The organism is Veillonella sp., from assembly GCF_018364065.1.
GTDB lineage: Bacteria > Bacillota > Negativicutes > Veillonellales > Veillonellaceae > Veillonella_A.
This window is the reverse complement of the sequence record NZ_JAGZMO010000005.1, coordinates 138,860-164,794: the sequence shown is the minus strand read 5'-3', so window position 1 is coordinate 164,794 and position 25,935 is coordinate 138,860. Positions and strand designations below refer to the sequence as shown.

Annotated in this window: 22 protein-coding genes and 1 tRNA gene; 20 read left to right on the top strand and 3 right to left on the bottom strand. The window is 46.3% G+C overall.

Going from position 1 to position 25,935, the window contains the following annotated elements; all coding sequences use genetic code 11:
* Positions 1–80 precede the first annotated feature (80 nt).
* The 20 genes from KHZ77_RS07140 (at position 81) to KHZ77_RS07045 (ending at position 23,071) form a co-directional block, all read left to right on the top strand.
* The gene (locus tag KHZ77_RS07140) at positions 81–509 is read left to right on the top strand and encodes a nuclear transport factor 2 family protein (RefSeq protein ID WP_295197258.1); all 429 of its coding nucleotides are present in this window, start codon (positions 81–83) and stop codon (positions 507–509) included.
* A gap of 688 nt (positions 510–1,197) precedes the next feature.
* Positions 1,198–2,220, top strand: coding sequence for a sulfate ABC transporter substrate-binding protein (locus KHZ77_RS07135; RefSeq protein ID WP_295197256.1), 1,023 nt, complete (start codon positions 1,198–1,200; stop codon positions 2,218–2,220).
* A 15-nt stretch (positions 2,221–2,235) separates the two neighbouring features.
* Positions 2,236–3,246: a sulfate ABC transporter permease subunit CysT gene (gene cysT / locus KHZ77_RS07130; RefSeq protein ID WP_295197252.1), complete on the top strand. Its 1,011-nt coding sequence runs from the start codon at positions 2,236–2,238 to the stop codon at positions 3,244–3,246.
* 1 nt (position 3,247) lies between these two features.
* The gene (locus tag KHZ77_RS07125; RefSeq protein WP_295197249.1) at positions 3,248–4,081 is read left to right on the top strand and encodes an ABC transporter permease subunit; all 834 of its coding nucleotides are present in this window, start codon (positions 3,248–3,250) and stop codon (positions 4,079–4,081) included.
* Between the two features lie 58 nt (positions 4,082–4,139).
* Positions 4,140–5,243 (top strand): ATP-binding cassette domain-containing protein, encoded by a 1,104-nt coding sequence (locus KHZ77_RS07120; protein ID WP_295197246.1) that lies wholly within the window; start codon positions 4,140–4,142, stop codon positions 5,241–5,243.
* Positions 5,244–5,289: 46 nt separating this feature from the next.
* A complete protein-coding gene (locus tag KHZ77_RS07115) occupies positions 5,290–7,035 on the top strand; it encodes an adenylyl-sulfate reductase subunit alpha (RefSeq protein WP_295197244.1) in 1,746 nt (581 codons plus the stop codon).
* Positions 7,032–7,346 (top strand): 4Fe-4S dicluster domain-containing protein, encoded by a 315-nt coding sequence (locus KHZ77_RS07110; protein ID WP_295197241.1) that lies wholly within the window; start codon positions 7,032–7,034, stop codon positions 7,344–7,346. Before KHZ77_RS07115 ends, KHZ77_RS07110 begins: the two co-directional genes overlap by 4 nt.
* Before the next feature lie 153 nt (positions 7,347–7,499).
* Entirely contained in the window at positions 7,500–8,399 is a 900-nt protein-coding gene (gene cysD / locus KHZ77_RS07105; protein ID WP_295197239.1) for a sulfate adenylyltransferase subunit CysD, read from the top strand.
* 29 nt (positions 8,400–8,428) lie between these two features.
* Positions 8,429–10,117: a GTP-binding protein gene (locus KHZ77_RS07100; protein WP_295197236.1), complete on the top strand. Its 1,689-nt coding sequence runs from the start codon at positions 8,429–8,431 to the stop codon at positions 10,115–10,117.
* Between the two features lie 145 nt (positions 10,118–10,262).
* Complete coding sequence (locus tag KHZ77_RS07095; RefSeq protein ID WP_295197233.1) at positions 10,263–10,967, top strand: hypothetical protein; 705 nt, start codon at positions 10,263–10,265, stop codon at positions 10,965–10,967.
* Between the two features lie 95 nt (positions 10,968–11,062).
* Positions 11,063–11,147: transfer RNA gene (locus KHZ77_RS07090), tRNA-Leu, on the top strand.
* Positions 11,148–11,377: 230 nt separating this feature from the next.
* The gene (gene mfd / locus KHZ77_RS07085) at positions 11,378–14,695 is read left to right on the top strand and encodes a transcription-repair coupling factor (protein ID WP_295197230.1); all 3,318 of its coding nucleotides are present in this window, start codon (positions 11,378–11,380) and stop codon (positions 14,693–14,695) included.
* Positions 14,696–14,706: 11 nt separating this feature from the next.
* A complete protein-coding gene (locus KHZ77_RS07080) occupies positions 14,707–16,308 on the top strand; it encodes a polysaccharide biosynthesis protein (RefSeq protein ID WP_295197227.1) in 1,602 nt (533 codons plus the stop codon).
* A 60-nt stretch (positions 16,309–16,368) separates the two neighbouring features.
* A complete protein-coding gene (mazG, locus tag KHZ77_RS07075; RefSeq protein ID WP_295197225.1) occupies positions 16,369–17,196 on the top strand; it encodes a nucleoside triphosphate pyrophosphohydrolase in 828 nt (275 codons plus the stop codon).
* A gap of 61 nt (positions 17,197–17,257) precedes the next feature.
* Positions 17,258–17,566 (top strand): HU family DNA-binding protein, encoded by a 309-nt coding sequence (locus KHZ77_RS07070; RefSeq protein WP_295197222.1) that lies wholly within the window; start codon positions 17,258–17,260, stop codon positions 17,564–17,566.
* 263 nt (positions 17,567–17,829) lie between these two features.
* On the top strand, positions 17,830–18,999 hold the full coding sequence (locus KHZ77_RS07065) for a glycosyltransferase (RefSeq protein ID WP_295197219.1): 1,170 nt from the start codon (positions 17,830–17,832) through the stop codon (positions 18,997–18,999).
* Between the two features lie 102 nt (positions 19,000–19,101).
* A complete protein-coding gene (locus KHZ77_RS07060; protein WP_295197216.1) occupies positions 19,102–19,431 on the top strand; it encodes a hypothetical protein in 330 nt (109 codons plus the stop codon).
* A gap of 117 nt (positions 19,432–19,548) precedes the next feature.
* A complete protein-coding gene (locus tag KHZ77_RS07055; protein ID WP_295197213.1) occupies positions 19,549–21,543 on the top strand; it encodes an ABC-F family ATP-binding cassette domain-containing protein in 1,995 nt (664 codons plus the stop codon).
* Between the two features lie 590 nt (positions 21,544–22,133).
* A complete protein-coding gene (locus KHZ77_RS07050; protein ID WP_295197211.1) occupies positions 22,134–22,316 on the top strand; it encodes a hypothetical protein in 183 nt (60 codons plus the stop codon).
* 362 nt (positions 22,317–22,678) lie between these two features.
* The gene (locus tag KHZ77_RS07045; RefSeq protein WP_295197208.1) at positions 22,679–23,071 is read left to right on the top strand and encodes a DnaA/Hda family protein; all 393 of its coding nucleotides are present in this window, start codon (positions 22,679–22,681) and stop codon (positions 23,069–23,071) included.
* A gap of 372 nt (positions 23,072–23,443) precedes the next feature.
* Here KHZ77_RS07045 and KHZ77_RS07040 read toward each other — a convergent pair whose 3' ends face one another.
* From KHZ77_RS07040 to KHZ77_RS07030, 3 genes are read right to left on the bottom strand one after another with little or no spacing between them, the layout of a single operon-like run.
* Complete coding sequence (locus KHZ77_RS07040) at positions 23,444–24,652, bottom strand: ABC transporter permease (RefSeq protein WP_295197205.1); 1,209 nt, start codon at positions 24,650–24,652, stop codon at positions 23,444–23,446.
* The gene (locus tag KHZ77_RS07035; RefSeq protein WP_295197203.1) at positions 24,642–25,469 is read right to left on the bottom strand and encodes an ABC transporter ATP-binding protein; all 828 of its coding nucleotides are present in this window, start codon (positions 25,467–25,469) and stop codon (positions 24,642–24,644) included. The genes KHZ77_RS07040 and KHZ77_RS07035 overlap by 11 nt, the downstream gene beginning before the upstream one ends.
* 12 nt (positions 25,470–25,481) lie before the next feature.
* Positions 25,482–25,928: a hypothetical protein gene (locus tag KHZ77_RS07030; RefSeq protein WP_295197200.1), complete on the bottom strand. Its 447-nt coding sequence runs from the start codon at positions 25,926–25,928 to the stop codon at positions 25,482–25,484.
* Positions 25,929–25,935 lie beyond the last annotated feature (7 nt).

The following is a 25,935-nucleotide window of genomic DNA, read 5'->3' as shown; positions in this document are numbered from 1 at the left end:
TATACTTAAATCATCGAAGAGATACAAAAATGAAAACTTTAAGAGTGTTAGATAGTGAAAACGTTGAAAGGAGACAAATTATGTCATTAGAAATTTTAGAAGCAAAAGAAGCGATTCGCGAGGTTATTGATGTATTTTCCAATTTAGAAATTGATGTGCCTGCACAAATGCAGCTTTTTACAGAGGATGCTCGTGTAAAGGTGTATATGGGCGGTAATTTGGCAATGGATATTACAGGCCGTGCTGAGTTGGAAAAACAGTTCGGCGCATTTACCGGCGGCATTAAAGCGGCTCATCATATGAACGGTCAGCAGGTTATTACTGTTGATGGCGATACAGCTGTAGATGTGCATTACTGCCGCGCTGCATTGGTTACCGAAGAAGACGGTCACGACGTAGTAACTGATCATTATATCCGTTACATCGACAAACTCGTTCGTCAAAATGGAGAATGGAAAATTTCCGAACGCGAACAGCACTTCGTTATTTCGAAGAAACAAACATTATAATCGTTGAGTAATATAACTCAATCTATTTAAAAGAAAAAATCAAGGGGAAAATAGCTCCGGGGACATCGTAGAGATGTGGGCTAAATGTAACTGACATATAAATATATAATTAATCAATTAACATAGATACAATTTAATAGAGAACACATACGAATGAGGTGATAGATTGAATCGTCACCTCATTTTTTATTGCCATTACGACTAATGAGCGACAGGTCAAAGTGGATGAAAGAGACATTTGGAAACAATGAAACAAATGCATACGTATCTTGTTTATTAGATATAACTGATGCCTTAAAAGCGAAATGAAAAACAATCTCATTAACTGAAGATAAATGTTTACCTAAAATCACACAGATAATAGCAGAACAGGACTTCTTTTTATACTATTTATTCGAGATATGTTTTTGAGAAATAAACTCAAATAAAAATGTATTATAATTTAATGCAAATTGATTGTACACACCGGATAGACAATATCCTATTGACAATGTATGAATTAAAAAGTAAAATTACAGACAACTTTACATTTCATGCACGTGGTGCGCCTTAAATACCTGTCAAAATTATAGGAATTACAAGCCTATTGTATGCAGGTTGGATTTGGGAAAAAGTAAAGGGGCGCAATCGAGTGGCGACAAAGAGAGAGTTTAACATAATAGAGAGAATTAAAAAGAAGGTTATATCTATGAAGCGAAAAGGTTGGTACACACTTCTTTCAATTGGCATAGTGGGGGCTATGCTATGGGGAGCGGGTCATTCATTTTCTGCGGAGAACGGCGCGCAAGTGACGACGTTGACGAACGTGTCGTATGATCCGACCCGAGAGTTTTACGAGGCATATAATGCCGATTTTTCAAAATATTATAAGGAACGAACCGGCAAAGACGTGGAAATCCATCAGTCTCACGGCGGCTCCGGTAACCAGGCACGAGCCGTGGTAGAAGGCTTTGATGCGGATGTGGTTACATTGGCCTTGGCACAGGATGTGAATTTGCTGAACAAGGTTCGTTTATTGGATCCCAACTGGGAAGCGGCATTGCCGAATTATTCCGCACCATATACATCGACGGTGGTGTTCTTAGTGCGCAAGGGGAATCCGCTGCAAGTTAAAGACTGGGCGGATTTAGTGAAGCCGGGAGTTCGTTTGATTGCACCGGATCCGAAGAGCAGCGGCGGTGCGTGCTGGATTTTCCTGGCAGCCTATGCGTACGGCGAAGGTCCGGAGCACGATACGGCGAAAGGCAACGAGTTTGTTAAAAAGCTGTATAACAATGTGACTGTTATGGATGCGGGAGCACGTGCGTCTACGACGACCTTTGTGGAAAACAAGCAGGGCGATGTGTTGCTGGCCTGGGAAAATGAAGCGAAGCAGATTATGGAGCATTATCCCGGCGAATATGAAATCATTACACCGTCTGTTTCCATCGTAGCGGAGCCGAGTGTGGCCGTTGTGGCTGAGATTGCGAAAAAACATGGCACTTATGAGGTGGCACATGAGTATTTGTCGCATCTTTATGAACCGGACAGTCAACGACTCATTGCCAAATATGGTTTTAGACCGACCAATCCGGACGTTATGAAGGAAGTGGCGGCGGAGTATCCTACACCGGCGCGCATGGTAACGATTCGTGACTTCGGCGGCTGGTCGGCCGCGTATGAGCGCTTTTTTGTAGATGGCGCCCTATTCGATACAATTCGAGATGAGTAGGGGGTGTCTATAAGAATGCAGAATCAAACAGTAAAAGTTGAAACAGCTGAAATATCTAAATCAGAAAACGCATCTAATTCGGTTAACGTATCTAGTTCAGTTAACGTATCTAATTCAGCTAATGTATCTAACTCAGCTAACATATCTAAGTCAGCTAACGTATCTAAATCGGCTAACGTATCTAAGTCAAATAAAAAAGTTAAAGCACCACGGTTGCTACCGGGTTTCGGTTTAACCATGGGCGTTACATTGACTATTTTATCGATCATCGTGATTTTGTCAATCGGCACGGTGTTGGGATTCGCGTTGCAGATTCCGCCGGCTGAGTTTTGGCAGGCCATTTCCAAACCCGTTGTGTGGCATGCATTTGCAACGAGCATTATGACCGCTTTTGCCGCAGCCTCTATCAATTTAGTGTTCGGCACGTTGCTGGCGTGGATTTTGGTTCGTTATACCTTTCCGGGGCGCCGCATCATTGACAGCCTCATTGAATTGCCCTTTGCATTGCCAACGGCGGTGGCAGGGATTACCTTGTCCAAGCTGTATTCGGAAACGGGGTTGTTGGGCAGTGAGCTGGTTAAGTTGGGCATATCCATTGTTTACACGAAAATCGGTATTATTATAGCCTTGGTTTTTGTGGGCATTCCTTTCGTAGTTCGCTCCGTGGAGCCTGTATTGGCAAAATTAGACGGGGCTTACGAAGAAGCGGGTGCCGTTTTGGGGGCCTCTAATTTTACGATTTTCAGACGTATTATTTTACCGGAAATTTTACCTGCCGGTCTGGCCGGTTTTGCCTTGGCTTTTGCCAGAGGGCTCGGTGAATACGGCAGCGTCATTTACATATCCGGAAACAGTGCGAAAGCGCAGACGCAGGTCGTATCCTACGTGATCATGCAAAAGCTCAATTATGTAGATTACGAAGGGGCTACGGCCATGGCGCTGGTACTGCTCGTGTTGGCTTTCTTAATTTTACTTACCGTGAATCTGATGCAGCTTCGTCAGGCGCGGCGGTTAGGAGGTCGATAGGATGAAGCAGTCTAACTGGGTAAAAAATACATTAATAGCCATTGGCTTTCTGTTCGTCATTTTGATGCTCGTATTTCCGTTGGTTACGGTCGTTATCAGCTCATTGGCGCAGGGCTGGGGCTTTTACTTCAAAGCAATTACGACGCCCTATGTGTTGTCGGCGCTGGGTTTAACACTGGTGGCAGCCTTGGTGGCAGTACTGGTAAGCGGTATTTTTGGCCTCTGTGCAGCCTATTGCATCGGTAAATTCGACTTTAAAGGGAAGCAGTTCCTCATGACCTTAATCGATGTACCGTTCTCCATTTCTCCGGTTATTGCCGGTCTTGCCTTCATAATGGTATTTGGCCGCATCGGCTGGGGCTATGGAATCCTGGACACAATCAACCAATGGCTGGGCACGAATTGGCGCGTTGTCTTTGCCTTGCCGGGCGTATTTTTGGCTACGATCTTCGTGACTTTGCCCTTTGTATTTCGCGAAGTAATCGCCATCATGCACACGAACGGACGGGAAGAAGAGGAAGCGGCGGTACTGATGGGGGCTTCGGGGCTGACCGTTTTTTGGAAAGTTACTTTCCCGCAAATAAAATGGGCCTTTTTATACGGCGTGTTACTGTGTGCGGCGCGAGCTCTTGGCGAATTCGGTGCCGTAGCGGCGTTGTCAAAATCCCGTGGCAGTACGTTTACATTACCCCTCGAAATTGACGCCTTGTACATGTCGGGCTCTGCCACCGGTGTGACGGCAGCCTTCGCGGCTTCGTCCTTATTGGTGCTCCTGTCCGTAGTTCTTCTTTTATTGCGGGCCTATGTGGAGCACCGTGTGGGTCATGGGAAATAAATTATAGGGAATATATAAAAAATTTGAGAAAACTTGAGAGAGAATTTGAGGTGATGAGATGGGTCTATTACCTTCAGAAATAGTGGCTGAACAGGCCGCCGATTATGTGGCTATGAACAGCATTTTTAAACAATATGGTAATTATGAAGCGTCGAAAGACGTGAATTTTCAGATTAAGGAAGGCAGTATTGTAGCGTTGCTTGGTCCCAGCGGGAGCGGCAAAACGACGATACTACGCATGTTGGCGGGCCTTGAGCATCCTGATAGGGGCGATATTTATATTGCAGGGCAGCGAGTGAATGAAATTGTACCGGCCAAGCGGGGCATCGGCTTTGTATTTCAGAATTACGCCTTGTTTCGTCATATGACGGTGTTTGATAATATTGCGTTTGGTTTGACGGTGCTAAATGAAGACAAGGGCAAAATTGAACGACGGGTCACTGAGCTGCTGGAGTTGGTTGGTCTCAGTAATTTGCGAAATCGCTATCCCGGCGAGTTGTCCGGCGGTCAGCGGCAACGTGTGGCCTTTGCCCGTGCGTTGGCACCGAGACCGCATGTACTGCTCTTGGATGAACCGTTTGCAGCCATTGATGCGAAGGTTAAGCATGAGTTGCGTCAATGGTTGAAAACGACCATTAAAAAATCCGGTATTACCAGCATTTTCGTGACTCATGATCAGGAAGAAGCGGTTGAACTGGCGGATGAAATCATTGTAACGAACAACGGCCGCATCGAGCAGATGGGCACACCGGAAGATGTATACGGTACGCCGGCAACGCCGTTTGTGGCGGGGTTCATGGGAAAAGCGAAAGGTATTGTGAACTATGAAACACTGACCGGATTTAAGAAAAAAGAGAGTTTCGATTGGGCCATTGTGAGACCGGAGTTTGTGGCGGTTTTCAAAAGAGACGCGGATCACGGTAATAAGAGTGCGGTGGAACAGGGCGTGGTTGAATCAGTTACCTTCCAGGGCACAAGGCTGAGCATGCAGATTCGCATTGGGGAGCATATCCTTGAAGCGGAGCAGCCTATCGAGGCGAATACGTTTACCGTGGGCGAAGAAGTGGATGTGCTGATTTATCGGCTATTTCTGTGCAGTAATACGGACGTTCACATTGCGAAGAATAAAGCGTTGGAAATCGGACCGATTTTCTATATTTAGAGTGATTTTGTGCATTCGGCAGTTAAGAATTAGGTGGGATAGATTTATGAAATTTGAGAAACGAGAGCGAATCGACACGGATGTTCTCATTATCGGGGGCGGCACGGCCGGCTGTTATGCGGCGCTGACCTTGCAAAAAGAGGGTAGTCCGAAAGTTCTTATTGTAGAGAAAGCGGCGATTCAGCGCAGCGGCTGTTTGGCGGCAGGCGTGAATGCGTTGAACGCATATATTGTAAAAGGTCGCAAACCGCAGGATTATGTGGATTATGCTACGAAGGACGCGGCCGGCATTGTACGTCATGACTTGCTGCTCACCATGAGTGAGCGTCTTAACGGCGTAACCAAGGTGTTGGAAGATTTGGGGCTTGTCATTTTAAAAGACGAATATGGCGAGTATATGGCGCGCGGTAATCGCAACATTAAGATTAACGGCGAAAACATTAAGCCTATCTTGGCTGATGCAGTGCGAGCTTTGCCGAACACGACGGTGTTGGAGCATGTAATCATGACCGACTATTTGGTGGAAAACGGCGAAATCAAGGGAGCCGTAGGTTTTTCATTGCGCAACAATGTGGCCTATGAAATCTATGCACCCTATGTGATTTGTGCCACCGGTGGCGCAGCGGGCCTTTATCGCCCGAACAATCCGGGATTTTCCCGTCATAAAATGTGGTATTCACCATTTAACACGGGCGCCGGCTATGCTATGGGGATTAAAGCGGGCGCTGAAATGACCACCTTTGAAATGCGTTTTATCGCTCTTCGCTGCAAAGATACGATTGCCCCGACCGGCACAATCGCCCAGGGCGTGGGCGCTAAGCAGGTCAATGCGGACGGCGAGGTGTATGAAACGAAATACGGTCTTACTACTTCGCAACGCGTATACGGCACGGTGAAGGAAACGTTGGACGGGCACGGCCCATGTTACCTGGCTACGGAAGGGATTACGAGCGAGCAGAATATGGATCTGTTGAAGGCGTATCTTAATATGGCACCCGGTCAGACATTGAAATGGCTTGAATCCGGTGTGGGTCCGGCGCAGCAGAATGTGGAAATTGAAGGGACTGAGCCATATATCGTGGGCGGCCATACAGCCAGCGGTTATTGGGTGGATACGAACCGTGAAACGACGATTCGCAATCTCTTTGCAGCAGGCGATGTGGCCGGCGGATGTCCGCAAAAATACGTAACCGGTGCGTTGGCGGAAGGTGAAATTGCAGCCCTTGCCATTGCGGAGCGTTGGCAAAAAGAAACGGCTCAAAGAGCTCATGAAGTCAATTCAGATGCTGTTTCCTCCACTGTAGCGGCCCAAGCGAAAGCGTATCTGGATGCTTACGATGCATTCCTTACAGGTGAAGCGCCGCTCTACACGACGGAGCAACTGGAAGAAGCGATGCAGCGTGCCATGGACAGCTATGCCGGAGGTATCGGCTCGTATTACCGTTTTAACAGCAAGCAGCTGGCGAAGGCGAAAGCGCGCATTGAAGAGTTAATCGGTATGGCGGAACAGTTAAAAGCGGACAATCTTCACGACTTACTGTTCATTTTCGAATTGAAGGAACGACTGGTTGTCTGCCTCACCTTGATCGCTCATTTGGGGGCGCGCAAAGAAACGCGTTGGCACAGTTTTGCGGAAAATTTGGATTATCCGGAAACGAGTGATGAATGGCTCTGCTATGTAAATTCCGTGGCTACGGAGAAGGGTATTGAGATTCGTCAGCGTCCGTTAGTAACGACGACTCATTATAAGCATCAAGACGGTACAGTTCTCAGCAAAGGAGGCGCATTATGAGCATCAAAATCGATCAGCAGACTTGTGTAGGTTGTCAGCGGTGCGTTAATGTTTGCCCCGGCAGCTTACCGGCTATGAGTGAACAGGGAAAAGCCTTCATGGCTTATCCGAAGGATTGTTGGGGGTGTATGGCCTGCATTAAAGAATGTCCGGTAGGAGCCATTGCCTATTTCTTGGGACCTGATATGGGCGGTCTGGGCGGCACTATGAAAGCCCGCCGCGACGGACAATACTGGAACTGGGAATACACGTCGCCAACCGGCGAAAGCCAAACCATTGTGGTAAATGCCCAGGAGTCAAATAAATACTAAGCTATACATAGTAAACATAATGCAGAGCAATGAGTAGAAAGCATATGACTAAGCAATAAAAGCTAAGTAATAAGCTAAGAAATAAACTGGAGAATGTTTTTACATCAAAAAGCATTTCAATGAATTAATAGATAAAGAGAGAGGGTTTAGCGAATGAGTGAATACAGCCATTTAGACGAATTGGAAGCGGAGGCCATATATATTATCCGCGAGGTTGCGGCGCAGTGTGAAAAGCCGGTTATGTTGTACTCCATCGGGAAGGACAGCTCGGTTATGCTTCACTTGGCGCGCAAGGCGTTTTATCCTGAAAAACCGCCATTTCCATTTTTACATGTAAATACGACGTGGAAATTTAAGGAAATGATCAAGTTCCGTGACGAAACAGCGAAGAAATTCGGTCTAGACATGATTGAGTACATCAATCAGGACGGCGTGGATCAGGGGATTAATCCATTTGACCACGGTTCGGCGTACACGGATATTATGAAAACACAGGCCTTAAAGCAGGCGCTTAACAAATACGGTTTCACGGCAGCGTTTGGGGGCGGTCGCCGTGACGAAGAAAAATCTCGTGCGAAGGAACGTATTTTCTCCTTCCGTAACGCATCCCACGGCTGGGATCCTAAGAATCAGCGTCCGGAAATGTGGAAATTGTATAACGCCAAAATCAATAAGGGCGAAAGCATCCGCGTGTTCCCTTTATCGAACTGGACTGAAAAAGATATTTGGCAATATATTAAACGTGAAAATATCGACATTGTGTCCTTGTACTTTGCGGCGGAACGTCCGGTTGTGTACCGCGACGGCAACATTATCATGGTAGATGATGAACGCTTTAAATTGCGTCCCGGCGAAAAAATCGAACAGAAAAAAGTTCGTTTCCGTACATTAGGTTGCTATCCGCTCACCGGCGGCAACGAATCTGATGCGACTACGCTTGATGAAATCATTGAAGAAACCTTATCGGCTGTATCGTCCGAACGTACGACCCGCGTGATTGACAGTGAAGCGGCAGGCAGTATGGAACGCCGCAAACGGGAAGGTTATTTCTAAAGAGATTAGAGAACAGAGAGGATACAACGATGAAGGGACTTTTGAAATTTATTACTTGTGGCAGTGTGGATGACGGTAAATCCACCTTGATTGGCCACATTTTATATGACGCAAAATTATTATATGCAGACCAGGCGAAAGCGCTGGAATTGGAAAGTAAGGTGGGCAGCCGCGGCGGCGCTATCGACTACTCCTTATTATTGGACGGACTCATGGCGGAACGGGAACAGGGGATTACTATTGACGTGGCGTACCGCTATTTTACGACCGATAACCGCAGCTTTATTGTGGCGGATACACCGGGCCATGAAGAATATACCCGTAACATGGCCGTTGGCGCTTCCTTTGCGGATTTGGCGATTATCCTCGTGGACGCGTCTCAGGGCATTTTAGTGCAGACTCGCCGTCACGCCCGCATTTGTGCGTTGATGGGGATTGAATCGTTCGTGTTTGCCGTGAATAAAATGGACCTTGTAGGCTATAAGGAAGATGTATTCCGGAACATCGAAGCGGACATTGCGGCTCTTGCAAAAGAAGTGGGCCTTAAACAGGTTCAGGTTATTCCTGTGTCGGCGACGGAAGGGGATAATATTACTGTAAAAGCTACCACTATGCCTTGGTATGAAGGACCGGCTTTGCTTCCATATTTAGAAACAGTGGACGCATCCGGTGCGCCGGAAGACGGCTTCTATATGCCGGTACAACGCGTTTGCCGTCCGAATCATACATTCCGCGGTTTCCAAGGCCAGGTGGAAGCAGGCTCTGTTGCATTGGGCGATACATTGACCGTCTTACCAAGTGGCGAATCGGCTAAGGTTAAGTCCTTAATGGTCGGTTTCAGCGAAGTGACGGAAGCGCACAACGGCCAGCCGTTAACGGTAGAATTGGACCGCGAAATCGACGTGTCCCGCGGCAGTGTGCTTGTAAAACAGACGGGCATTGAAATCGCACAGATTGCCAGCGTGAAACTGCTTTGGATGGACGACGAACCGCTTGAAGTGGGTAATGAATATTTGGTAAGTCTCGGCACAAAGCAGGTGGCTGCTACGGTGACAGACATTCAGTACCAGATCGACGTGAACTCCGGTGAACATTTACCGGCTGCAACGCTTGGTAAAAACAGCATTGCCCTTTGCACGCTTCATTTCCAAACGCCGGTGGTTATGGATGAGTTCCGCCATCACAAGACGTTGGGCGAGCTTATTTTAATCAACCGCGTAAGCAACATGACATCTGCTTGCGGCGTTGTGGAAGCCGTAGGTACCGTAGCTGAACAGCACAGCTTTGAACATAACGGCCTGACAGCGCGCGGCGACGTTTTTGACGAATTCTACTACAATGTGGAAGGCTTAAAAGTAGATAGAATCCGTCCTAACCGTGAAACCTATACAGTGGGGGATAACTTGCCGCTTGCCGGTGACAGCTATAACTATCCGGCCAACTTCGACATTTTAGTTGTTCGCGATAAAGTGGCTATTGAAGTACGAGGCGGTAAATTGGCGGCTATGGTGCCATTGGATGAGTATGTGTACAACGATGTGGCCGTGGTGAACGGTCGCGGTTTCGCTGTGCAGGTAAAATCCGCTGACGATGTAAAACAATTCATCGCCGAATCCTTTGACGATACCTTGCAACATGACGGCGCATGGCATGACAAATGGCTCCGCTTTGAAACATATCGTAAGATTATATTCCACGACTCTTTTTGGGCGATTTAAAAGATTTTATTTTACGTAATAGTTTTATCATGTAATATGATTTATAATAGACATTAAATAAGGGCTTAATGTGACTTATTTAATGTCTATTTTTTATTTTGCTTTGAAGTAGAATAGGGCATAGCTAAAGTAGGGGAGGTACTTTATGAAACAACTAATTCGAAGTATGGTGTTTTTCACGCTGTTGGTGATTTTTGGGATACCACAAATATTTGCAGCTGCGTACAGTTTGACCGATATTGATGCGGCAAAACAAAGCCGATTGTCATTCCTTATGCATAGTACTGATGGTAACGCATATAATGTGTATATAATCGGGGATGGTGAATCTTATGCAGGCCGTTCGGCCCCTTGGAGTTACAGTTCCAATGATATGATTTATAAGGCCAAAGCTTACTATGTATATATTTCTTCAGTAAAAGAAGACATAGTAGAGATGCAAGGTATTGAGTTGTTTGGAGATAATCCGACAGGTCATGCTGAATATATTAATATTATAAGACCATCATATACAGGTGGAGTTTACTTGATTAAGGGGGTAAACGGTCAGCCGGATATTTTAGTGTCAGCAAAGCAGATGACTGGAGGCGGGTTCGTTGATTACAGATATTTTGCGATTAAAGAGGGCCGGCTACAACAGATGAAACTGATGTCCTCGGATCAATCAACTAGACTGGTGTCTAAGGGAAGAATAAACTCTATGCCATATGCTGTTGCCGATGGAACTATCGCGGTACCTTGGTTCCGACAAAGACAGGGCGGGATTAAAGACTTCGGTAACTTTACATCCGTATATATGCCGGACTATCAGAATTTAATTCTCATTTTTGCTTATTCTTATAAAGAGTAATTCTCTTTAGAGATTTAGAAGTATAACATAATGTGTTATATAATTAAGTAAAAACTATTGACGACCTATTTGATATGTGGTAATATATCTTTGTTGCGGGAGTGGCGGAATTGGCAGACGCACCAGACTTAGGATCTGGCGCCTTACGGCGTGGGGGTTCAAGTCCCTTCTCCCGCACCAGTACAGTACATACGCACCTTGTGAGATTTCACAAGGTGCTTTTTTTATTGCCCCTCATCTCATACTGTGTTAAACTAAATAAGAACATGTATTATATGGGGCTTTGGCATAGCTAAAGCCCGTTTTGTCGTTGCAATTTTTAATGCTTAATTTTTATTTTCTGAACAGTAGGAAACGGCAATTTTAGATTTTAACGTAAAAAGAATCATGTTTTAAAGGTAAGAAGAATCATGGAAACATTGGAAGATTTACTATATAACTATCCTGCCTATAAGGAAGCGGAGGATGCGTTCAGTACGAAGGGCAAGCACATTTTGTACGGCCTGGGGAGTTCGCAGAAGGCGTTTGTTTATAGTCAGGCCATAAAGCGGAACGGTCCGAAGGCGACGATTGTGCTCGTGCACGACCGTGAGCACAAGGATCGATGGGAACGGGATTTAACGTTTTTCCTGCCCGAAATGGATGTCATACCTTTTCCAATTACTGAAAAGGTAGCCTTCATCACGGCGGCCCGCAGTTTGGAAAATCAGGCCCTGCAGATGGGTGCGTTGGGCAAGTTGTTGACCGGCAAGCCTGTCATCGTGGTGGCCACCATTGAAGAGGCGACGCAGTATATCCTGTCACCGGCCGACTTGAAAGAGCGTATCATCTCATTGAACGTGCATGAAGAAGTGGCGCGGGATCAATTATTGGAAAATTTAGTAGCTATCGGCTATGAACGAACAGACCAGGTGGAACAACGTGGTCATTTTAGTGTGCGCGGCGATATTTTAGATATATTCCCGGTGAACAGTGACAATCCGTACCGCATCGAGTTTTTCGATGATGAAATTGATACGATTCGCCTGTTCTCACGCGATACGCAGCGCTCCATTGAAACGGTGGACGACTGTACGATTATGCCGTTTAATTTGCATGGCGACAATCAGCTGCATGGGGGCGAAGTGCCGGACGAAAATGATTCCCTCCTTTCCTATGGTGGGAACGGTATTATTATTTACGATGAGCCGAACCGCTTACAGGAAACGTTACGAGGGTTCTTAAAAGAAGACGCCACGCACCGGTCACAGCACATGACCTGGTCGGAACTTCTTAATACATCGAAGGCCAAGGTGGAAATCGGATTTAACTTCATGCAGCAGCGCATCGCTTCCTTCGGCACGAGCCATACAGTGGGCCTGCAAGGGAAGTCCATGGTGTCCTTCGAGCGTCAGATTCCGCTTTTGACGGATGAAATCAAGGCTTGGCAGGAGCGAGGTCGTCAGGTTATTTTGGTTATGAACAACCGACAACGCTCGGAAGGGATTGAACGGGCTTTAGCAGAAGCTAATTTGGCTTATACCAAGGCGGATGAATTCATGGCCACTCCGGGGAAGGTGCTTATTGTTGAAGGGCTACTCACGGATGGTTTTGAATTACCACACTGTAACCTTGTTGTAGTTACGGAAGGTAATATTTACGGGCAGCAAAAGAAACGACTCCGTAAAAAAGCGGCCAAAGGGCAGGAAATTACGTATTTCTCCGATTTGACTATCGGGGACTATGTAGTTCACTCCGTTCACGGTATCGGTAAGTATGTGGGCCTGAAAACCATTGAAACGGAAGGGGTTCACAAGGACTACATTGAAATCGCCTATGCCGGTACGGACCGCCTTTATTTGCCGGCTGATAATCTGGATCAATTGCAGAAGTATATCGGCAATGAAGGCGATGTGCCGAAAATTCATAAAATGGGCGGTCGTGAATGGGGCAAGGTGCGTGAAAAGGCGCAGAAGTCCATTGATGACTTAGCGGAAAAGCTGGTTCAGCTCTACGCGGAACGAGAAGTGGTGGAAGGGTACGCCTTCTTACCGGATCAACCATGGCAGCAGGAGTTTGAAGAAGCCTTCCCGTATGAAGAAACGGAAGATCAGATTCAGGCGACGAAAGAGATTAAGGAGTCCATGGAAAAGCCTGTTCCTATGGATCGCCTCCTTTGCGGCGACGTAGGTTTCGGCAAGACGGAAGTGGCCATGCGCGCTATTTTCAAGGCCGTAATGAGCGGCAAGCAGGTAGCGGTGCTGGTGCCTACGACTGTGTTGGCGCAGCAGCATTACCAGACTTTCTTAGACCGTATTGGCTCCTTCGGCGTGCGCGTAGACGTGTTAAATCGTTTCCGCAGTGTGAAGGAGAAAAAAGATATTATTCAGCGTGCGTCCAATGGTGAATTGGATGTACTCATCGGTACGCATGCTTTGCTTAACAAGAAGGTTAAGTTTAGAGATTTAGGCCTTCTGGTTGTGGATGAAGAGCAGCGTTTCGGCGTGGCGCAGAAGGAAAAATGGAAGAGCTGGGCCAATAACATTGACGTACTTACATTGAGTGCCACTCCGATTCCGCGAACCTTGCACATGTCCTTGGTAGGGGTTCGTGAAATGAGTGTAATCAACACGCCGCCGGAAGATCGTTTACCGGTACAGACCTATGTGGTGGAATACGATATGAAGCTCATTGTGGACGCTATACGCCGTGAAATTCAGCGCGGCGGCCAGGTATACTTCGTGTATAACCGCGTAGCCTCTATCGAGCATATGGGCGAATTGTTGGAACAGGCTATGCCTGACTTGCGCTTCGCCATCGCACATGGTCAAATGACGGGCACGCAGATGGAATCCATCATGGTGGACTTCTATGAAGGACAGTACGACTTGCTCCTTTGTACCAGCATTATTGAAACGGGGCTGGATATTCCGAATGCAAACACCATCATCATTTATGATGCGGATCATTTGGGCTTGTCCCAGCTCTATCAGATGCGCGGCCGCGTAGGTCGTTCCCGTCGTCGTGCTTATGCGTATTTCATGTACCGTCCTGATAAAATGCTCAGTGAAACGGCGGAAAAACGCTTGAAAGCGATTGAAGAGTTTACTGAACTGGGGGCCGGTTTTAAACTGGCTATGCGCGACTTGGAAATTCGCGGTGCCGGCAACTTGCTGGGTTCTCAGCAACACGGCAACATTGCATCAGTCGGTTTTGCCCTGTACTGTTCCATGCTGGAAGAAGCCATCGCCAAAGCGCAGCATCGCACGGTGCGTCCGAAAGAATTGGCCGCGCCGACCCTCGACTTGGGTGTGGATGCGTTCATTGACGATGCTTATATTAAAGACAGCGCTCGTAAAATTCAGATTTACCAGCGCTTGTTACAGATTCACAATCTTACAGAATTACGTGATTTTACAGATGAATTGATTGACCGATTCGGTACACCTACGGAGCCGGTGAATCGTTTGCTGCAAATGGCCATGTTGAAGGAAAAAGCCCGTGCTATCGGCATTAAGAGCATCGTTAGACGCAATGATGTGTTGTCCGTTGTCTGGGCCGATGACAGTAAAATGGCCAACTGGGATATGGCATCCGTGCCGGCCAAAGAGTGGGATCGTATGAAAGTGTTAAATACGAAGCCGACCAGTCTTACGTATCGCTTAGAAGGGCTTACTATGCCGATTTCAGTGATTTGCGATACTTTGTTGAATGAGCTGAGTAAGCAGAACGAAGCGGTATCTAAGTAAGGGAGGAACCGATGAATCGATTTTTAAAAGGAGCCATGATTTTAACCATAGCCGGGGTTATCGTTAAAATCATCGGCGCTTTCAGTAAAGTCCTGATTGCCCGTATCTTGGGCGGCGAAGGGATTGGCCTGTATCAGATGGCCTACCTGCTGTACCAGATTATTGTCAGTTTGGCGACAGCAGGCCTTCCTGTGGCCATCTCCATCATGGTGGCCGATAAACTGGCACACAAAGACATGCGGGGCGCTCATAAAATTTTCAAAGTGTCAGGCCTCGTGCTTTTCTTGCTGGGTACATTCTTCAGTTTAGCCCTATTCTTAAGTACGCCTTGGCTCATTGAAGAAGGATGGCTGGCGGATCCTCGCAGCCGTTACGCTTTGATGACGTTGACGCCGGCTATTATTATCGTAACCTTGTTGGGCGCGTTCCGCGGTTATTTCCAAGGTTTCCAGGACATGTTGCCTACGGGGGCATCTCAAGTGGTGGAACAGACCTTGCGCGTTACCTGTATGGTAGGCTTCGCCTTGTTCCTCTTGCCTTATGGACTGCCTATGGCGGCGGCCGGGGCGACCTTGGCGACATTTCCGGGCGTAGTGGGCGGCCTGTTGGTACTCATTTATTTTTACTATCGTCAACGCCACGAGCGCGCTTCGCTGTTGGCGGCGCAAGATGAGCTGCAGGTGGCCGAGTCGGCTTGGCAGATTATGAAACGCCTCTTTATTTTGGCCATTCCTGTATCGATGGCGAATATTATGATGCCTATCGTGTCCGGAATCGACTTAAAGGTTGTGCCGGGACGTCTCATCGAAGTGGGCTACACCATGCGTGAGGCGACCACTTTATTCGGTTATTTGACCGGTATGGCTACGTCCTTGGTAAATTTGCCGATTATTCTGACTACATCCTTGGCGGCCAGCCTTGTGCCGGCTATTTCCGAGGCTTATGCGAAAAAGGATATGAAGGAAATTCAGGGGCGCAGCTATGTGGCCTTGAAGATTACGAGCCTCATTACGGTGCCGGCTTTCGTAGGGCTCTGTGTGTTGGCTACGCCCATTTCACAACTTTTATACGCAACGCCCAATGCGGGCGGTCCGATTGCCGTTATGAGTCTCAGTATTTTTCTCCTCGGCATGCAGCAGGTGACGACGGGGATTTTACAGGGCTTGGGACATACGTCGATACCGATGATTAACCTGTTCATCAGTACGATTATTAAAATTCCCCTCAGCTGGTATTTAACCGGTCTGCCTGAATGGGGCATCAACGGTGCGGCCTGGTCCACCAATATCGACTTTGGTCTGGCGGCCTTGTTAAACATGATCTTTGTAAATCGCTACATAAAATACCGCATCCCATGGGGCGAAACGGTGAAAATTTTCTTCTCCGCTTTGGCTATGGGCGGCGCCACTGTGGTGGTGTATTATTTCCTCAGCTCGCTCGTAGGCAACAGCATCGGCGTATTGGGGGCTATTATCGTGGCGGTCATCGTTTACAGCGCCGGCCTTCTCATTACGAAGACCATTAAGCCCGATGAATGGGCTTCCATGCCTGTTATCGGCAAGCGCATTGCGGCTTATCGGGACAGAAAAACGGCGAATGGCGATGAGCAGTAGATATAAGAGATAAGAGAAAATGAATTCGTATCGAGTACGAAGTAATAAAGGAAACTACTAATGAATGATGAATTAAAGAAAACTGACGGCTGCTCGCTGGAGCCGTTGCGCCGGGTGGTGAGCGCTCTGCGCAATCCGGAAGGGGGCTGTCCGTGGGATTTGCTTCAAACGCACAGTACACTGCGCCGCTATTTGCTGGAAGAAGTGTATGAAACGCTGGAAGCTATCGACAACCGTGACACGGCTAATTTGCGTGAAGAACTGGGCGATGTGTTATTGCAGATCGTATTTCACGCACAAATTGCGGAAGAGAACGGACTTTTTACTATCCAAGACGTGATTGACGACATTTCCCATAAAATGATTCGCCGTCATCCTCATGTGTTCAATACGAAAGACGGGGCTGACGGGGACAAAAAAGGCGAACAGCCTCGATTATCCTGGGAGGCCATGAAAGCCCAAGAACAGGGGCATCAAAGGGAAAGTATCCTCGATTCCGTGTCAAAGGGCTTACCGGCCCTTCTAGGGGCTCAGAAACTGCAGGAAAAGGCCGCGAAGGTAGGCTTTGACTGGGATTCTGTGGAGCCGATGTGGTCTAAACTCAGTGAAGAAGTGGCCGAATTTAAGGAAGCCGCCGCCCAAAAAGACGAAGAAAATATGGAATTAGAGGCGGGAGATGTACTTTTCTCCTTGATTAATCTTTTCAGATGGTATAAAATAGGCGGTGAAAATGCTCTAAACCGCACTAATAACAAGTTCAGACGGCGCTTTTCATACGTGGAGAAGTGCGTTAGGGAAAGTGGAAAATCCTGGAATGATTTTTCATTGGACGAATTGGATTGTTTTTGGACCGCGGCGAAGGTAGCAGAGAAAGAACATTCATTGTAATGGGACGGCAAGTCACATTGTAGCGAATGAAATACATTCTATTTTTTAAGGAGGTTCTGTCATGAATAAAACAGAATTAATCACAGTTGTTGCACAAAAAACTGAACTTAGCAAGAAAGAAGCTGAAAAAGCCGTTAAAGCCGTATTTGAAACTGTAGCTGACGAATTAGCAAAAGGCGAAAAAGTTCAAGTAATCGGTTTCGGTACTTTCGAAGTACGCGATCGTGCAGCACGTGAAGGCCGCAATCCTTTGACTAACGAAGTTATCAAAATTGCTGCTTCCAAATCCCCAGCTTTCAAAGCAGGCAAACAGTTAAAAGAATTAGTAAACGCTACTAAAGCAACAAAAGTTAAGCCTCGTAAAAAATAATTACGATGTGGCAATGAAAAGAGATCGTAGGCATCATCCAAACTTGCTTGCAAGTTCGCCTATTGATCTCTTTTTTTATTGCTTTTTTGAATAACCTGTGATTATTTACTATACTTTTACTTCAAGTTTACCGGAATAAAGGTATTTTATGATATAAACAAAGTAAGTTTTCAGATAAAAAAGAATCGAACATTTCCGATGAAAGAAAGACTTATTTCTCCTATGATTTATGTTATAATAAATTATAGGGAAGGAGAGCGTGAATGGAGAATAAGAAAGAACGAATACTTATTGTATCAGCTTCGATTGGTACGGGCCATACGCAGGCAGCGAAGGCCATTGAAGAGTGCTGGGCGGCGAAGTATCCGGATGCTCAGATTACTCATGTTGACTTTTTAGATACCAATACTTTTTCTTTCGACAATTTATTAAAAGAAACTTACATTAAAGTGATTGATGTGTTCCCTATGCTCTATGACGTGATTTATCGTCTGTCGCAGGGGAATCGAAAAGGCAGTGCCATGCAGACCGCATTGGCTTGGCTTTTAAAACGTCGTATGTTGAAGTTGATTAAGCGTGAAGAACCTGATGTTGTTATTTTTACGCATCCATTCCCATGCGGGGCAGCCTGTATTTTAAAACGACAAAATCTAATTGATGTGCCTTTAATTGCAGCCATCACGGATTTTGAAGCGCACCAGTTCTGGGTGTATGAACAGGTTGATGCTTACTTTGTCGGATGTGATCGCATGGTAGGCGAGCTCTATGATGCGGGGATTCCAACCAGCAAAATTACGGTGACCGGTATTCCTGTGCGCAGAAGCTTCTTTGAACCTCGTGTGACCCCGTATAAGGCGGAGGACGATGTAACGGCGCTCATCATGGGCGGCGGTCTCGGTTTAGGCTGTGTGGAAACGGCATTGCGCCGTTTGGACGAAGTGCGCGGCATTGACCAGATTGTAGTCGTTACAGGACGCAATTCCGAATTGTACGAAGGTCTGGTAGCTATGCAGAAGCGAATGCATAAGCCGACCACTGTTTACGGCTATACGCTGGATATTCCTAAGCTCATGCAGGAAGCGACCGTGCTGGTAACGAAACCGGGCGGATTGACCTGTATGGAGGCGATTACTGTAGGTTTGCCTATGGTATTTTTCAGCGCCATTCCGGGGCAGGAAGAAAGCAATGCAGCCTATCTGGAAGAGCAGGGATTTGCCTGCTGGGCCAGAGATGTTTACAGTTTGGAGGATGTGGTGACGGATTTGATTGACCATCCGGAACGCCTTCATAAAATGGCTGAATTGGAGCGTAAGTGGCACATTGACGGCGCTTCCAACATCGTAGATGCGGCACATCGGTTGTTACGTGAAAGAGAATCAGTTGAGTTTGTGGGACCGCAGGCAACTGTATCCCCAAGCGGCGGTATTGTGTAATCGTATATGTAGCAGTATAATATTTTCATTGCATTACAGTATATTTTCCTGTAAAATATACATAATTTAACGAGTTTTATGTAATGTTAGAGGAGGATTCAAATGGACAGTGACACGTTGGAGTCATTTTATGAAAATTTAGGGTTTGAGTTGGCGGAAATTGATGATCGGGACACATTGTTCTATCAAATTACCGATGATGGCGATTATGCCACAATTACCGATGAAGAAGGTGCGTTGCCTGAATCATTGGAAGAACCGATTATTTTTACCCTTTATGATGAAAATGATTCATTCCAGTGGAGTGTAACTATCGAAGACTCGCATTATTTTGGCGAATTGTTTACTCGTGTAGAAGATACAGAAGAGCTCTTGTCTCATCTGCAGGGCATTCGACAAGAAAATATTGCTCGTTACGGCGAAGAACTGTAACCTGATTCGCCTTCAGGTTGATGCACAAGGTGCGACTGACAGCGCGAATTATGATTGAAAATATAAAAGTCCACCTCTTTTAGAGGGGACTTTTTTTCGTAGAGGTGATTTTAGTTTATGAATATATTAACCTTGCAGGATGTAGGACATTCTTACGGCACGCGGCGCCTGTTTGAACATGCGGATATGACGTTTACGGACAATAAGCGCATCGGCTTAATCGGTGTTAACGGCACGGGGAAGTCTACCTTTCTGAAGATTGTAGCCGGTCTGGTGGAGCCGGATAAAGGCAACATATTGCGCAACGGCAAAGCGTCTATTTATTATTTGCCACAGGCACCGACCTTCGATGAGGAAGCGTCCATTTTGGAAAATATTTTCCTGGCTCAGCATCCGGTGCTGGCTTTAGTGCGCGAATATGAACGAATCAGTCGTGAAGCGCCGGGCGGCGAGGCTCATCTGCGCCTCTTGCAGCGCATGGATACGGATGGCGGCTGGGATGTGGAGCAGCAGGGCCGTACGATTTTGTCTAAGTTGGGCTTTGATGATGTAACGCGGCCGGTAAAACTCTTATCCGGCGGTCAGCGCCGTCGTCTTGCTTTGGGACAGGCTTTGTTATATCCGTCCGACTTACTCCTTTTGGACGAACCGACAAACCATTTAGATGAAGCCAGCATTGATTGGCTGGAAAATTATTTGCTGGCACGCAAGGGCGGTCTCCTCATCAGTACTCATGACCGCTATTTCCTTGATGCGTTAAGTGATGAAATTCTGGAGCTGTCTAATCACCAGTTCTACACCTATGAAGGGAACTATGAGACTTTTTTGGAACTAAAGGCGGATCGGGAAGAGCGTGAAGCGGCTACGGCGGAAAAGCGACGCCAATTTTTGAAGCGGGAGCTCGCCTGGGTACGTCGTGGTGCCAAAGCTCGTTCCACTAAGCAAAAGGCCCGTTTACAGCGTTATGAAGCGTTGAAGAAGCAGGACGTACAGCGACGCGCAGATACAATGGATCCGATTGCGTTGAAGAGCCGCTTAGGGAAAACGGTCTTCGATATTGAAGACTTGAGCTTTTCTTTTGATGATACGACCATTGTGAAGGATTTTACGTACCATATGGATCGTCATGACCGTATCGGCATCGTGGGACCGAACGGTATCGGTAAATCGTCGTTTATGCGCCTCCTGGACGGCACATACACACCGCAGGCAGGAACGGTAGGGCGCGGCGAAACCGTCCGTATAGCGCATTTTAAGCAAGAATTACCACCGTTCGATGAAGATCAGCGCGTGCTCGATTATATTCGTGAGGACCATCATTACATTGTGCTTGCCGATGGCAGCAGTTTAAGTGCCGGTCAGGCCTTGGAACGTTTCCTCTTCACACCGGAATTGCACGGCGTGCCGATTCGCAAGTTGTCCGGCGGTGAAAAACGTCGACTCTACCTTTTAAAATTGCTCATGAGTGCACCGAATGTGCTGCTCCTGGACGAACCGACCAATGACTTGGATATTCCTACCTTAGAAGTGCTGGAAGACTTCCTGGACACATTTGGGGGCGTCGTTATTACCGTTTGCCATGATCGTTACTTCCTGGACCGCGTAGTGGACAAATTATTCGTCTTTACCGGCGACGGTGCCATCTCCATCGTACATGGCGCTTATTCCGAATATAAAGAAGCTATGGAAGCAGATGGAGAAACCTTGAGCCTTTCCCGCGTGGGACATAAAAATGCTGAAAAAGGAAACGGCAAGAATAACCGGAATACGCAGGATGGCGAGAGTGAGGCTGTCGGAAGTGGCAGTAATCGGAACGGACAGGCAGATTCCGCTGCTACAGGTTCAGCTACTGCAGGTTCAACTACTGTAGGTTCTGCTGCAAAAGAAGCACAATCCATTAAACCACTTACTAAATCGGAATTGGCCGAGTTGGAAAAACTGGAAACGGAAATTTCTGAATTGGAAGGCCTTTTAAAGGCTTACGATGCCATGCTCAGTCAAAATACGGCGGATTATGCAGAATTGGAGAATATCATGGCGGAGCGAGCCGGTACGGATAAGAAGCTGGAAGAAAAAACGGAACGGTGGATGGCGTTGTCCGAGCGACTATAAGCCGGTCGAAACGAAATTCGCTTGATACTATATTAGATTGAAACGAATTTAGGTCAAAATGAATTAGATTGAAGCGGAATCAGGTCGAAACAAACATGAAATCTTCATGAAGATTAAATATGTTCGAAACGTTGAAAAACGTAAGTTTGTTAATAAAATTATAAGTAAATCAAACTAATTCATAAGAAATGGCTCTAAAATATACAGAATGTATAGTTTTGTAATATTAATACACTCATATCGATTTTTAGATGATTTTTCTTAAATCGTCAGATTTATGTAAAAAAATGAGTGACTTATAAGCAGTTGTTAATTGGTTGTACGATTAATTAACTTCTGCTTAATTTTTTTATTATATAATCTTCATTAATAAACTTATAATCTTGATAAATTATGTTTATTAACAAGATAATCGGCGGAAAATCTTGATAAATAAAGTAATTTTACAAAAATTTGGTCATTTGATTCATATTTATGAAATAACATATTGAATTTGGTTGTATAATTGGTATATACTGTAGTTAGACCCGAGTATGTGATTTTTGTTTTGGAACGACAGAGGTACTCATTTCCCAAACTGGAGGGATGTTATGAAGAATAACAAATGGGGTGGCAAACGCGTCGGAGCAGGCCGCAAAAAATCATTGTTCGATCGGAAGGGTCGTACGTTCCGATTAACTGATGCGGAATTTTTAGAAGTTAAACCGCTAATTGACGCTATTCGCAAAAGAACTGAAGCAGCGGCCCTGGCTGCTAAAGACAAAGTTAAGTAGTCGTTAATTTTCACATGTGGTACAATAAAGTCGGCAATCCTTTTTGGATTGCCGACTTTTCATGTTTATAGTAGATTTTATACAGTTTTATAGTAAGCAAGTACAACAAGTATATCAAGAACAAACAGTTTCAATACAGGCAAGTACAAACAGTTTCTATGCAGGTAAGTACAAACAATTTTATGCAGGAGCGTGTAAATGATTTCTTGGCGTACATAGGGGATTTTATAAAAAGGAGTTAAGCAATGAAGGACGAAATGATGAATAATGGTCGCCTCGTGTCCGAAGTGGCAGTGGAAGACAATGTAAAAGACACGATTATCGACGTATCCTAGCGTTTAAAGCAAGTTGACTATAATCCTATGATTCTTCATGGTGAAGCGGCTCATACGGCGAAATTCTTAACTGAATTGGGTGCTTATGAAGCGGAAGAGACCGCAAACTGGAATATTCGTGAAGTGACCGGCGAACAATTGGTGAAAGACTACACCGACAGCGTGACTTACGGCCATGTGGCAGACTACATGGAGTCCTTTGTAAAATTGGATCGCTTAGTGGTAACCAACTTCGACTATGTATTGGAAAAAGCCGACGTGTTGGAGCAGCGCTTTGTGGTTCGTCTCTTTGACGGTCTTATTTTCAAAATGCGTCAAGTCATCGTAACCATCGAAGACGATGTAATTGCGTACGAAGCCAATGCCATTCCGGAACTGATCGACCTCTTGTCTAAAGCGACTGAAGTAGGCGTTAAATAAGCTAGTTCGAAATAAATTGGCATAAGACAGCGAAACCGGAGCAATCATGTCGGAAGCGGAAGTAATGTAATTATACCGAAATACAACTGAAAACAGCCAGTAAAACGTTAAATACAATTTAATAAAAGGAAAAAGCAACAAGCGAATCTTCCTGATTGTCATGGAGGAGTGAAAGATTCAGCTTGTTGCTTTTTTGTACTTCGCTTGGGGATTAGTGTGTGAAGCAAAGTACCGGGTATAAAGGTGTATAGGGATCTTATGTATGGTGAGTACATAAGCGAATCACATATAACTATGTGGGTTCATACGATCTTTACACGCTATGGGGTGAGCATAGGCGGTGTAAAGCTGTATGTGGAGCTCATGCAGGGTTTAATACATGGAGCTCAGTAACGAGTCTATGCGACGCTGTAAAATGTACAGTGGAATCAGGCTTGCCAGGAACCCTGCCAATATAATGATGCCGAGTAGCGCATAGGGAATTAGGGTAATGCTGCTCGGTACGTGAATTGCTGAGGTGGAGGTCACGTAATTGGCAATGGCCGCGTAGGCGCTGAATCCGCCGATGGTGCCGATAACTACACCGAGGAGGATAATAGTCAGTGACTGACTGCACAGAATCGCGTACAGTTGTTTGGAAGAGGCACCTAAGGTTTTTAAAATCGCATAGTCTTTAATGCGTCCCATTGTGGCCAGATAAATCGTTACGATCATAACGATTAACGAAAGGGAAATTATCAGATAGCCCACAGGACGCCAGATTTGTTCGCCGCGCCCCATTAAGTTGAAAAGCTGTACAATGATTTGTGCGGGGAATACGAGTTGCACATCTTTTCGACTGCTGTAAGTGGAGGCGAGCATGTAGGCCTGGTTATAGCCCATCGGCTCTACGAGAATCGTCGTAACAGCTCCTTTTTTATCGGTATGTTCGCCCGTTTTATTAATGGAGCTGTGAAGATCCCAAATGCTTTCGATAGAGGTTAATACCGCCTGATCGTATGGTCCGTTTGTCGTATCTAAAATACCCACAACTGTAAACGGATGTTCCGCATGGGCTTTGCCCTTGCTCACATTGCCGTGCGTGGAGTTGAAAGTATCGCCTACTTTAAGACCTGTACGTTCGGCTACGGCACTGCCGATAACCGCTTCAAAAGGCTTTTTAAATTGTTCCCCTTTGTCGATGCGCAACCATTCCGGTGCATTGCGCTTAGGACGAAGGGTGAAGATTTCAGGTTCCGTCCCGATAATGCGGAAGCCCTGCACATTGTCGCCCATAGCGAGCGGTACTGCTGCCAGTACGAGCTTAGGCTGACTGCGCAATTTATCTACTTCCGCATAGGGAATATTACCTAACGGACGGTCCTGTAAGAATACAGTGTTCATTACTAACTGCTGACTGCTGCCCGTGGACCCTACCAATAAGGTGAAAGGTTCCGTAGCGGTTGTCAGGCCCTGTTGGAAACCGACGCCCAAAGTGCCTACTAATACGCTCAAGCCGATGGAGGTAGCCAGAACGAGGAGAAGCAAAAAGGTTGTAAGCGGCTTCGACCACAACTGTTTCCATGCAATTCTATAAATCATAGGACACCTGACTTTCTGCGTCCCTATGCAGGGACGCGGTTACGTTGGAATCAGCTTTGCCGGGGTGAACGGCATCAGCGGCGGACTTGGCGTGGCTGTCGCTGACGGTTATGCTTGCGGCTTTCTGATTGTCAGAGTCCCCGGTAACAGGTTGTGAAGGGGCATTCTTTTCTAAATGCAACCGATTTTCGAAGGCCTCGATAACAGTGCTGTCATGAGAGGCTACGATTAAGGTTGCCTGTTGATCTTTACAGTAATTACGCAATAAATTCAGTACAATCGTACTGTTATGCGCATCCAAATTGGCAGTCGGTTCATCTGCCAAGAGGAGTGACGGCTGTTTAATAAGCGCACGTGCAATGGCCACGCGCTGCTGCTCGCCCTTACTGAGTTGCGCCGGTTTTTTGTGCGCAATGGCGGCAATATCCATGGAGACCATGAGTTGTTCTAAATCATTGAGAAAGGTTAATTTGTCAGTTTTATGGCTGAAATAAGCTCCTGTACAAATGTTATCTTTGGCCGACAGGAAGGGGAGCAGGTTGAAGTCCTGGAAAACATAACCTACGTGATTGCTGCGCCACTTGGTAATGGCTGAGGTGTTGCCGTCGGTAATAACCATATCGTCAATGGCGACGCGCCCTTCAGAAGGAATAATCAGGCCTGACAGACAATGCAATAAGGTGGATTTGCCACTACCGCTGACGCCGGTGAGGCACCACTGACTTCCTGTTTCAGCAGTGAATTCCGGTACGGACAGAGCTTGGATATATTGATTGCCGTCCTTATAACGATGAACTAAATTTTTAATTTCAATCATAAAAGCACCTCATCAGTCAACGGTTGCGTTGCGAATTCTCACGAGGCTGACAAAACCTGTTTCTGAATCAACATAACTGCCAATTTCCAAACGACCGGTAACGGTAATGTCCTGGTCATAAGGCAAGGCGATGAACGGATCATCTAAGTACACGACAACGATGTTGCTTGGCCAATCCGCATCAGAGGAGCAGAATGGGCAAATAGACATTGGCACTTCAGTGAGCACGAAGAAATTGATGCTCGGTTTTAACGGAGGCGCCATGAAGCCTTCCATCGTTACGGTTTGACCGTTCATAGATTGGAGTGTATCGGACATGATGAGCCCCTGAGAAGAGGCGCCCGCATACATCTCATCAAAACTTAACCATTGAGCATGCACTGAAGGGGCAGTGCCGGCTGCCCCTTGCAATACAAACAGTAGTAACAAAAATCGTAATGCTGTTTTAATATACTTCATAGATAAC